Raw genomic sequence first — 10324 nt, 5'->3', positions numbered from 1 at the left:
CCTTATAATTTTGCACAAACAGCAATAGCATAATCTTTGGAATGCGATATAGAAATTTTTAAATCATCTCTAACCACACCTTTTATTTTCACAAAAGGTTTACCAGTTTTGCTGTTTAATATCTCTATATTTGTATATGATAATATTTTTTTATCTTCACATTTAACAACTGCTTCTTTTGCTGCAAAACGCCCAGCTAAATAAAAATATTTACTTCCCTCTTTTTCCATAAATATTTTTTTTTCAGTATTGGATAAAATTTTATCTAAAAACTTTTCACCATATTTTAAATAAGCTTTCTTTATCCTTGATATTTCAATAATATCACAACCAAGCATTTATTAGCATTCCAATGAATGTTTACAAATTAAATCCTTCATCTCTTTAACAGCTTCTTTGATACCCACATAAATCGATCTTGCAATAATTGAGTGACCAATATTAAGCTCATATAACTCTTTAATTTTAACAATATCTATTACATTATAATAATCAAGTCCATGCCCCGCATTTACTATAAAACCAAGATTTTTAGCTACTTTTGCTGCCAGTTTTAATCTTTTTAATTCTTTTAATCTGTTTTCACTTTTAGCATCAGCATAAGCACCAGTATGCAATTCAACAAATCTTGCCCCAGTATAAATCGCTTTTTCAAGCTGTGCCTCATCAGGATCAATAAAAATAGAAACTTCTATCCCCTCATCTCTTAATTTTGAAACAGTGTCTTTAACCAGCTCAAAATTAGAAATAACATCTAAACCACCTTCAGTCGTTAATTCCTCTCTTTTTTCAGGAACCAAAGTACACATATCTGGTTTAACTTTCAAAGCTATATCTATAATCTCTTCATTACAAGCCATCTCTAAATTTAGCCTCGTCTTTACAATATCTCTCAACAAATAGAGGTCTCTATCTTGGATATGTCTTCTATCCTCTCTTAAATGTATGGTAATACCATCAGCTCCACCAAGCTCAGCCAACACTGCAGCTCTCACAGGATCAGGTTCTATTGAGAGCCTAGCCTGTCTAACTGTGGCAACATGATCCACATTAACTCCTAACTTTATCATTTAATCCTCCACAAATTATTCAGCTTTACTCTTATTTTTGTTTATATCTTCAATAGCAACTTCGCATATCCTATCTATATACATATCTATTTTATCTTCATAAATTGCTTCAACCATAATTCGCAATTTATTTTCCGTGCCAGAATATCTAACCAAAACTCTGCCATCACCCTGCAATTCATTTTCAATTTCATCGATAACATTTTTTAGTTTTGAAAGTTTTTCCAAAGGTACCTTCTCATCAACAGGTAAATTCTTTAATTTTTGAGGGTATACTTCAATAAACTTCTTAATTCTATTTAATGTTTCTCCTGATTTTACTAATACTTTAAGTAACTGTAATGCACTTATCAAGCCATCCCCTGTAGTATTATAATCACTAAAAATTATATGACCTGATTGCTCACCACCTAAATTATACCCACCTTTTAGCATCTCTTCTAATACGTATCTATCTCCCACTTGGCTTCTGATAATTTTTATCCCTTCCCTTTTTAAAGAATTTTCAAAACCGATATTACTCATAACAGTTGCAACAACAGTAGAGTTATTCAATAAACCCTGCTTATTCATATAATTCGCGCAAATTCCCATTATATAATCACCATCTACAACTTCACCTTTTTCATCAACAAAAATAACCCTATCACCATCACCGTCAAAGCTTATGCCTAAATCTGCATTATTTTTTATAACTTCCCCTTGCAGCTTTTCGGGATTAACAGCCCCACAACCATCATTTATATTAAAACCGTTTGGCTTATCGTTTATAACTATCACATCAGCACCCAACTCAGATATTGCCATTGGAGCTACTTTATATGTCGCCCCATTAGCACAATCAATAACTATTTTTAAACCCTTCAAATCTATATCTCTATCAAAAGTTGACTTAACGTATTCAACATATCTACCAATAGCTGTTTCGATTCTATAAGCTTTCCCAATATTTGATGGAGAAAGATCAAAATTATCCTTTTCAATTAACTTTTCAATTTCAAGCTCAAGTTCATCATTTAACTTATAACCATCAGGTCCAAAAAATTTAATACCATTATCATAATAAGGATTATGAGAAGCAGAAATTACCACCCCAGCATCTGCTCTTAAGCTTTTTGTAATAAAAGCGATAGCAGGCGTAGGCAATACCCCAAGTAACACCGCATCAACTCCAACAGAACAAATACCTGATACAATTGCATTTTCAAACATATATCCTGAAATTCTGGTATCTTTCCCAATAACAATTTTATGTTTCCTATTTCCATTTTTAAAAATTGTCGCTATAGCTTTACCCAATTTTAGAGCAAAATCTGAAACCATAGGATAAATATTTGCTCTACCTCTTATGCCATCAGTGCCAAAAAACTTTCTCATTATTCTACCTCAACCCTAACTTTAGAAGGTTTCAAACTAATAACCTTTAAATTTTCTTTTATTTCATAATTAACAGGTAAAAGGTATCTACCTTTCTTATTTAAGTTAGAGACATCTACATAAACTTTAATTAATCCTTGCAACTTTTTATCATCCAGTAAATCTTTTCGCCCTTTAACAATAATGTTAACAAAATCATCTAACAATTTTAACCGCATATCACCAGATTGATTAATAATATTTACTGGTAATTTAACACTTTTCTTATCTATATCTTCCATAAATTTAACCACCACATCAATATAAGAGGGATCTATCTCCATAATCCCTTGACTTTTTCTTAATGCAATATTGTAAGTTAAATCTTTATATTTATTAGTCAAATCAATAGGAAGTGTTTCTATAGTTTTCATCTCACTAATATTATTTTTTGCCCCTTTTACAACTACAGTATCAGGATAAACTTTAATACTTTTCACTTTATACCCTAACTTTGGTGAGCCAATAAAAACAGGAACCACCTTCAATCTCTTTTCTATCAATTTATCTATAGTTATGATAATAACCCTTGGCTCTACTTTTAAAAGCTCTACCCCTTTAGGAATAATTACATCTTGATTAGATATAGGGTATTTATTCTTGCCATACTTTAACATATCAGCATTTATTTTCACCTTTAAATCATTAAAAGAAAGATTTTTCAACACATAGTCGGGGCCCTTAACAGTAACTCTAACAAGATTCGTATCATAAACAGCAATCAAACCTTTATTCAAATTATCCAGCACTATAGGAACATCATAAGTTGCTTCTTTATAATCCGAGGTAACAACCAAAAACCATAAAAATAACGCTAAAACAACACTAATTAATTTTAACTCAAAATTTTTAAGCAGCAGATTCATCTGTAATCCCTAATAATGATACAAGTGTATTTTTTAGCATCTCAGCATCTAACTCTGTTGAAATCCTACCATTTGCTGATACAGCAATAGTTCCTCTTTCTTCACTTACAACAATACTCACAGCATCTGTTTCCTCTGTAATGCCAATTGCTGCTCTATGTCTGGTTCCAAAAGCTTTATCCAAATCAACCCTCTTTGTTAAAGGCAATATTGCACCAGCATAAACTATTCTATCTTCTTTAATTATCACTGCGCCATCATGTAATGGTGAGTAAGGTATAAAAATACTAAGCAATATCTCCTTTGTAACCAAAGAATCAACTTTTTGCATACTTTGCACATAATGTGATAAATCAGTATTTCGCTCAATGACTATTAATGCACCAATCTGTCTATTAGCCAAAATCGTGCAAGCTTTAACAATTTCGTCTACAACAGCTACTCTTCTTTGTGCAAAATTACCAAAAATACCTGTTTCACCAAGAGCAGCTAAAGCTCTTCTAATCTCTGGCTGGAACAGTATAATGATAGTTAAAAACAAATAACCAGAAAAATTGCTCAACATCCAGCTTGTTGCCTTTAACCCCAAAAATTTAGAAATAAAAGAAAAAAGTAATAAAAAAACTATTCCAAAAAACATGTTAAAGGCTCTTGTGCCTTTAATCAAGAGCAATAAACGGTAGATTACAAAACTAATAATTGTAATATCTATCAAATCTATTAATGAGAAGTCTTTAATTATTTCAAGCATTTAACTCAACCTTGCTATAATATTCTGCTATCTTAGCTATATCTTTAGCATACTTTACTTCATGAGTTCTAATAAAATTAGCACCTTTAATCATTGCCAAAAATTCTATTGCTTTACTTGGCACATCCCTTTCTTCTGGCGTTTTATCTATAATTTTGCCAATCATAGATTTTCTTGAAACACCAATAAACAATGGGTAACCTAAAGTTTTAATCTCTTCTAAATATTTCAAAATTAAATAATTATCATCCAAAGTTTTTCCAAAACCAAAACCTGGATCCAGCATTATACTATTTTTAGAAACCCCACATTTTAAAGCAATATCTATAGATTTTTTCAAATAAAGTTTAATATCTTCCAATAAATTATTATAAGTTGGGTTATCCTGCATATTCTTAGGAGTTCCTTTAATATGCATCAAACACACACCACACCCGTATCTGGCACATACCTCAGCCATATTGTTATCAAAATTAAATCCACTAATATCATTTATAATATGAACACCTTCCTTTAAGGCAAACTCTGCAACTACAGATTTATAAGTATCCACCGATACTACAAAACCTTTTTCTAGTGAACGTTTAATAGCATAAGCAATCCTTTTTATTTCATTTTTTGCCGAAACAGGTTCTGCTCCAGGTCTTGTAGATTCTCCACCTATATCCACAATTTTAATTTCATTTTCTAAAAAATAGTCTAACCTAGCATCAATACTCTTTTCACCCAAATACTTACCACCATCACTAAATGAATCTGGTGTGACATTTAATATCCCAACAATATATGGTTTATCCAAAGGCAATCTAACATCTTTAGCTACAAAATAAGAGGTCTCTTTCTGCTTTAACAATTGCTCCAGTTCAATTGCTAATTTATCAAGATTAAAAGGTTGAAGTTTTAATTTTCTTATCAGATTTCTAATACTTTTTTTTGTAATTAACAGTAACGCATCTGTCTTTTCAATTTTACAAGTAACTGCACCTTTTGCTACAGCTACATCGGCACCTACTGCTAAAGCCTCCTGTTTTAAAATATTTGCTTGTCCAGGAGTTAGATTTAATATTTTTAAACATAAAATTTCACCTTTTTCATGTAAAGACAAGGCATAATCATCAACACCTATCTTTTTTAATTCAAAGATTAATCTATTTTTATCTGGTTTTACTTCAAATATTTTAAACATCTTCTAATTCTTTACTTTCTCCTTCATCCAAATTATTTTTATTTTTTGATCTTGCTATAATCTCATCTATCTCTTTTCCATCGATAGTTTCTTTCTCAAGCAACAAGTTAGCAGTTGCATGTAAAACGTCTATATTCTCTTTTAAAATGTTTAACGATCTCTTATAGTTGTTCATAACTATAGACTTTATTTCCTCATCTATCATAATTGCTGTTTTCTCGCTAAACTCCCTTGCTGTGGCCAACTCTTTACCCAAAAACACAGCCTCATCCTTTTTACCTAAAGCAAGAGGTCCCAATTTTTCACTCATACCCCAACTACACACCATTTTACGGGCAATATCTGTAGCTCTTTCAATATCGTTACCAGCCCCAGTTGTATACCTATTAAAAATAATCTCTTCTGCAGCTCTACCACCCATCAAAACACTTATCATCCCTTCTAAATGATCTTTACTATACATGTGTCTATCATCCTGAGGCAACTGTTGAGTCACACCTAAAGCCATACCACGAGGTATGATGCTAACTTTATGAACTGGATCAGCCTCAGGTATAAATTTTGCAACTATAGCATGTCCAGCTTCATGATACGCTGTAACTTTTTTCTCTTCTTCGCTGATACTCATGCTTCTTCTTTCCTTACCCATAGTGATTTTATCTTTTGCCTCTTCAAAATCTTCCATCTCAACTTTATCTTTATCTTTCCTTGCAGCAATCAAAGCGGCTTCATTAACAAGATTTGCTAAATCTGCACCAGAAAAACCAGGCGTACCTTTTGCAATAATTTCCAAGTTTACATCCTCACCTAAAGGAACTTTTTTAGTGTGAACTTTTAGAATCTCTAATCTACCATTCACATCCGGTCTAGGTACTACAACCTGTCTATCAAATCTTCCTGGTCTCAACAAAGCAGGATCTAATACATCAGGTCTATTGGTAGCTGCAATCAAAATAACCCCTTCGTTTGATTCAAAACCATCCATCTCTACTAAAAGTTGGTTTAAAGTTTGCTCCCTTTCATCATGTCCTCCACCAAGACCTGCTCCTCTATGTCTACCAACAGCATCTATTTCATCTATAAAAATAATACATGGTGCGTGCTTTTTCCCTTGATCAAAAAGGTCACGTACCCTAGCTGCACCAACCCCTACAAACATTTCAACAAAATCAGAGCCAGAAATACTAAAAAATGGTACACCAGCTTCACCTGCAACAGCCTTTGCTAAAAGTGTTTTACCTGTCCCTGGAGGTCCAACAAGAAGAACACCTTTTGGTATTTTACCTCCCAACCTCTGAAATCTATGAGGATCCTTTAAAAACTCTACAACTTCTTGCAACTCTTCTTTTGCTTCTTCAACTCCAGCAACATCTTTAAATGTAACTTTTTGCTGATCTTGTGTTAACAGTTTCGCTCTACTTTTACCAAAAGAAAAAGCTTTACCACCAGCTCCTTGCATTTGCCTCATGAAAAAAATCCAAATACCAATGAGAATAATCATTGGTAACCAAGATATTAATACTTGGACATACCATGGATTTTGATCCGGTGGTTTAGCGTAAATCTGTACTTTATGCTCTCTCAAAATCTTAATTAGCTCATTATCTGGTGGATAATATGTTTCAAAATGAGTCCCATCATCTAATTCACCAGTAATATGATTTTGTTTTATAATCACGACCTTTACTTTATCTTTTTGAACGTTTTCAATAAAATCTGAATAAGATATCTTTTTACTAACACCCTGACTTGTATTAAAAAAATTAAACATTACAACCATCATTAAAGCTATGACCATCCAAAGCATAAAATTCTTGTAAAAATTATTTTTCATTTCCACTCCCAACTATTATTTAGTTTTTATTATTTTATCTCTTAACAAAAATATTATCAATATGTTATTTAAATTTTAATATTGATATATCAGGCAAGTTTCTAAAATATCCATTATAATCCAAACCATATCCTACTACAAACTCATCAGGTATTGTAAACCCAACATAATCTGCTGAAATATCAGATATTCTCCTCTCAGGTTTATCTAATAAAGCACAAATTTTGAAAGATTTAGGATTTCTTACTTCTAACAATTTCTTTAAATAGCTCAAAGTTAATCCTGTATCAACAATATCCTCAACAAGGATCACGTTTCTATCATTTAAAGGTTTATCAATATCACACAAAAGACGAACAACTCCACTTGATTTAGTAGTTTGCCCCACATAACTTGATACCGAAATAAAACTAACCTCTAATGGCAAATCAATATATCTCACTAAATCAGCCATAAAAATCCATGACCCTTTTAATACTCCAACTAAAAAAAGCTCTTCTCCAGCGTAGTCACTCGTAATCTTTTCACCAAGTTCCTTTACTTTGTCAGCTATTTGCTCTTTTTTTATAAACGGTTCTAAAATATAATTATTATTCATAATACCCACCTTCTATTTTTTCTATTTTTATATCTTCATTCTCTGAAATATTCTCAACCCAAATAATTTCACCATTATTTTCAATTATCACAGAAGTATCTCTTATAATCAAATCAATTTTTTTATCAATAAAAATATCTTTTAATTTTTTACCTTTGAACCTATCCCCGTTTCTCCTGTTTCTCACAATTAATTGCATATCTTTATATATCCCACTAAAAACAATCTTTTTATTTATAAAAGGTAATATAATCTCTTTTTCTTCCTCCTTTTTTATTATTTCAAAATCTTTTAAATAGTGTTTTTTGTATAAATAACAATTGGTGTAAGATTTTTCAAAAATGTAATTTTCTGGTAATATTACTCTTTTTGAATGATTTTTATATAACGATTGCAAGATCGAGCTAATATGCTTTTTCTCAACTTTAAAATAACATCTCAATATGTCATTTAAAATAAACTTTCTTTCATATTCATCATACTTTAATAATCTATCTTTACTAAAATAAATAAAATCTTCTTTCAATTCATTAACTTCAACAAAACATTTTCTCTTTAAATAATCTGACAACTCCTTGGATTCATCTATAAGTCTGATTATATTATTTAGAAATCCTTTATTGTAACTTTTAATCTCTTTGACAATCTTGTTTCTCACCCAGTTTCTAAGATATTTTTCATCAAAATTACTTTTATCTACAACAAAAGGGAGTTGATAATAGTCAATATATTCTTCAATACATTCACGGTTTATATTTAACAATGGCCTTTTTATTACATCGTCATTGATATTAAATCCGGATAAATTATAAATGGGAGTACCTCTAAACACCCTTATAAAAAAATTTTCGATTAAATCATCTTTATGATGTGCAGTTACGATAAAATCATATTTAATATCATTTAAAAGATCGTATAACTTTTTATATCTTAAAATCCTTGCAGCTTCCTCAATACTTACCTTATACTTTTTAACATAGTCAAAAACATCAATTTTGTATGTATAAATTTTAACATTTAATTTATCACAAAATTCCTTAGCAAATTTTTCATCATCGTCACTATCAGGTCTAATTTGATGATTTATATGACATGCAATAATATCTGAAATACTTAATAAATCTTTATTTTTTACTAAAAAATGTAAAATAGATAAAGAATCTTTACCACCAGAAAAAGCAACAATTAATTTTTTATTTTTATAAGCATTACATTCCTTAAATAAAATCTTTTCATATAATGTATTCATCAATTTTTATATAATCCTGCTCAAATGCTTTTTTAAACTCCAAATATTCTTCTCTACCCAAAAGCCCGTTTATATATTTTTTCCCTTCTTCAACACCTGGTTGATCAAAAGGATTTATATCATTGGCCAAACCTATAATACTAACAATATACATATACATCATGATAATATAACCTAAAGAAAATTCATCTAAAATATCTAAAACTATTTTTACAGTTGGTCTTCCAGCTTTTCTCAACACAAGCTCTGTGGCTCTAAGCTCATAATCTAACAACTCCCCAGTTGAAACTCCTTTAAAATGATTTAAATCTTTAGATATTGTATCTTTACATTTTTTATCAAAAATATGATTTAATATTTCAATAAAAGTAAAATGCTTATCATTTGGTCCTTCTTTAAAAAGTTGAAGTAAAGAATGTTGATCTATGGCTCCAATTGATTTTAAAGGTGTAGTCCCAAAGTTAATTAATTCTCCATTGTTCGAATTTTTCTTACCAAGACTTTCAGCCCAAAGTTGTGAAAACCACTCAGAAAACTTACCCAATCTTGAGGTATATGGCATCAACACGTTAATGCATTTTTTATTATCCATAAAATAAAGATATACTGCTGCTAGATATAAAGCCTTTTCTATGCCATTGTTCAAAAAATGTTTAGCCCCTTCTAATAATTTTTCAATTTCAATACCTAAAAGCGATAAAGGAACCAACCCCACCGAAGTTAAAACAGAAAATCTACCACCAATATTTTCCGGAATATCAAATAATTTAATACCGTTTTCTTTCCCATATTTTCTCAAAAACCCTTTTTCTGGGTCTGTAATAAGTATCAAATGATCATGAATATTTTCAACTTTATTGTCAATAAACCAACTGTAAACCTTATTAAAATTAAACAAAGTTTCAACAGTCCCACCCGATTTTGAAATAACACACACAAGAGTATCTTCAGGTTGGCAATGCCTTAAAATAGATCTATTTTTATGAGGATCAACATTGTCCATAACCCATATTCTAGGGAAACCACCCCTCTCAGAAAAGGATAACGCATTGTAACCAAATGGGAGTAAACTTTCGACTATGGCTTCAATCCCCAAAGAAGAACCACCTATCCCTATCACAACTAGGTCGTTATATTTTCCAGTATTTTTTTTTGCAAACTCTTTAAAAACTGAAATATCTTGATTAACAACCTCAGGAAAACCAATTTTGCCACTCTTATGGAGTTGCTCCAGTTTCAAAAAACCTTTCTGAGCCTTCTCCTTATAATCGATTAAACTATTTTCATCTAATCCATTATTAACAAACTTTTTAAGCGAATAATTAATATCAACTAAAATCTCAGGCATGCCCCC

Annotated in this window: 10 protein-coding genes; all 10 read right to left on the bottom strand. The window is 30.7% G+C overall.

Annotated elements, in window-relative coordinates; translation table 11 throughout:
* Nucleotides 1-2: 2 nt before the first annotated feature.
* Nucleotides 3-338 carry a holo-ACP synthase gene (gene acpS, locus DEFDS_RS05195; protein ID WP_013007752.1) on the bottom strand — a complete coding sequence of 112 codons (336 nt, stop codon included), beginning with the start codon at nucleotides 336-338 and terminating at the stop codon, nucleotides 3-5.
* 3 nt (nucleotides 339-341) lie between these two features.
* Nucleotides 342-1070 (bottom strand): pyridoxine 5'-phosphate synthase, encoded by a 729-nt coding sequence (locus DEFDS_RS05190; protein WP_013007751.1) that lies wholly within the window; start codon nucleotides 1068-1070, stop codon nucleotides 342-344.
* Between the two features lie 15 nt (nucleotides 1071-1085).
* Nucleotides 1086-2447, bottom strand: a complete 1362-nt coding sequence (glmM, locus tag DEFDS_RS05185; RefSeq protein ID WP_013007750.1) for a phosphoglucosamine mutase — start codon at nucleotides 2445-2447, stop codon at nucleotides 1086-1088.
* Complete coding sequence (locus tag DEFDS_RS05180; RefSeq protein ID WP_013007749.1) at nucleotides 2447-3352, bottom strand: CdaR family protein; 906 nt, start codon at nucleotides 3350-3352, stop codon at nucleotides 2447-2449. Before DEFDS_RS05180 ends, glmM begins: the two co-directional genes overlap by 1 nt.
* A complete protein-coding gene (gene cdaA, locus DEFDS_RS05175) occupies nucleotides 3336-4103 on the bottom strand; it encodes a diadenylate cyclase CdaA (RefSeq protein WP_013007748.1) in 768 nt (255 codons plus the stop codon). Before cdaA ends, DEFDS_RS05180 begins: the two co-directional genes overlap by 17 nt.
* Nucleotides 4096-5289 carry a dihydropteroate synthase gene (gene folP, locus DEFDS_RS05170; protein WP_013007747.1) on the bottom strand — a complete coding sequence of 398 codons (1194 nt, stop codon included), beginning with the start codon at nucleotides 5287-5289 and terminating at the stop codon, nucleotides 4096-4098. Before folP ends, cdaA begins: the two co-directional genes overlap by 8 nt.
* Entirely contained in the window at nucleotides 5282-7123 is a 1842-nt protein-coding gene (ftsH, locus tag DEFDS_RS05165) for an ATP-dependent zinc metalloprotease FtsH (RefSeq protein WP_013007746.1), read from the bottom strand. The genes folP and ftsH overlap by 8 nt, the downstream gene beginning before the upstream one ends.
* 64 nt (nucleotides 7124-7187) lie before the next feature.
* Complete coding sequence (gene hpt, locus DEFDS_RS05160; RefSeq protein ID WP_013007745.1) at nucleotides 7188-7721, bottom strand: hypoxanthine phosphoribosyltransferase; 534 nt, start codon at nucleotides 7719-7721, stop codon at nucleotides 7188-7190.
* On the bottom strand, nucleotides 7714-8970 hold the full coding sequence (gene tilS, locus DEFDS_RS05155; RefSeq protein ID WP_041223632.1) for a tRNA lysidine(34) synthetase TilS: 1257 nt from the start codon (nucleotides 8968-8970) through the stop codon (nucleotides 7714-7716). Before tilS ends, hpt begins: the two co-directional genes overlap by 8 nt.
* On the bottom strand, nucleotides 8954-10318 hold the full coding sequence (locus DEFDS_RS05150; RefSeq protein ID WP_013007743.1) for a hypothetical protein: 1365 nt from the start codon (nucleotides 10316-10318) through the stop codon (nucleotides 8954-8956). The genes tilS and DEFDS_RS05150 overlap by 17 nt, the downstream gene beginning before the upstream one ends.
* Between the last annotated feature and the right edge of the window lie 6 nt (nucleotides 10319-10324).

The organism is Deferribacter desulfuricans SSM1 (assembly GCF_000010985.1).
Lineage (GTDB): Bacteria > Chrysiogenota > Deferribacteres > Deferribacterales > Deferribacteraceae > Deferribacter > Deferribacter desulfuricans.
This window is presented reverse-complemented; position numbering and strand designations above follow the sequence as displayed.

Coding starts and splice junctions, on each gene's coding strand:
- tilS (WP_041223632.1), bottom strand. CDS start 8,970: ATGAATACATTATATGAAAAGATTTTATTTAAGGAATGTAATGCTTAT.
- ftsH (WP_013007746.1), bottom strand. CDS start 7,123: ATGAAAAATAATTTTTACAAGAATTTTATGCTTTGGATGGTCATAGCT.
- DEFDS_RS05180 (WP_013007749.1), bottom strand. CDS start 3,352: ATGAATCTGCTGCTTAAAAATTTTGAGTTAAAATTAATTAGTGTTGTT.
- DEFDS_RS05190 (WP_013007751.1), bottom strand. CDS start 1,070: ATGATAAAGTTAGGAGTTAATGTGGATCATGTTGCCACAGTTAGACAG.
- folP (WP_013007747.1), bottom strand. CDS start 5,289: ATGTTTAAAATATTTGAAGTAAAACCAGATAAAAATAGATTAATCTTT.
- hpt (WP_013007745.1), bottom strand. CDS start 7,721: ATGAATAATAATTATATTTTAGAACCGTTTATAAAAAAAGAGCAAATA.
- cdaA (WP_013007748.1), bottom strand. CDS start 4,103: ATGCTTGAAATAATTAAAGACTTCTCATTAATAGATTTGATAGATATT.
- acpS (WP_013007752.1), bottom strand. CDS start 338: ATGCTTGGTTGTGATATTATTGAAATATCAAGGATAAAGAAAGCTTAT.
- DEFDS_RS05150 (WP_013007743.1), bottom strand. CDS start 10,318: ATGCCTGAGATTTTAGTTGATATTAATTATTCGCTTAAAAAGTTTGTT.
- glmM (WP_013007750.1), bottom strand. CDS start 2,447: ATGAGAAAGTTTTTTGGCACTGATGGCATAAGAGGTAGAGCAAATATT.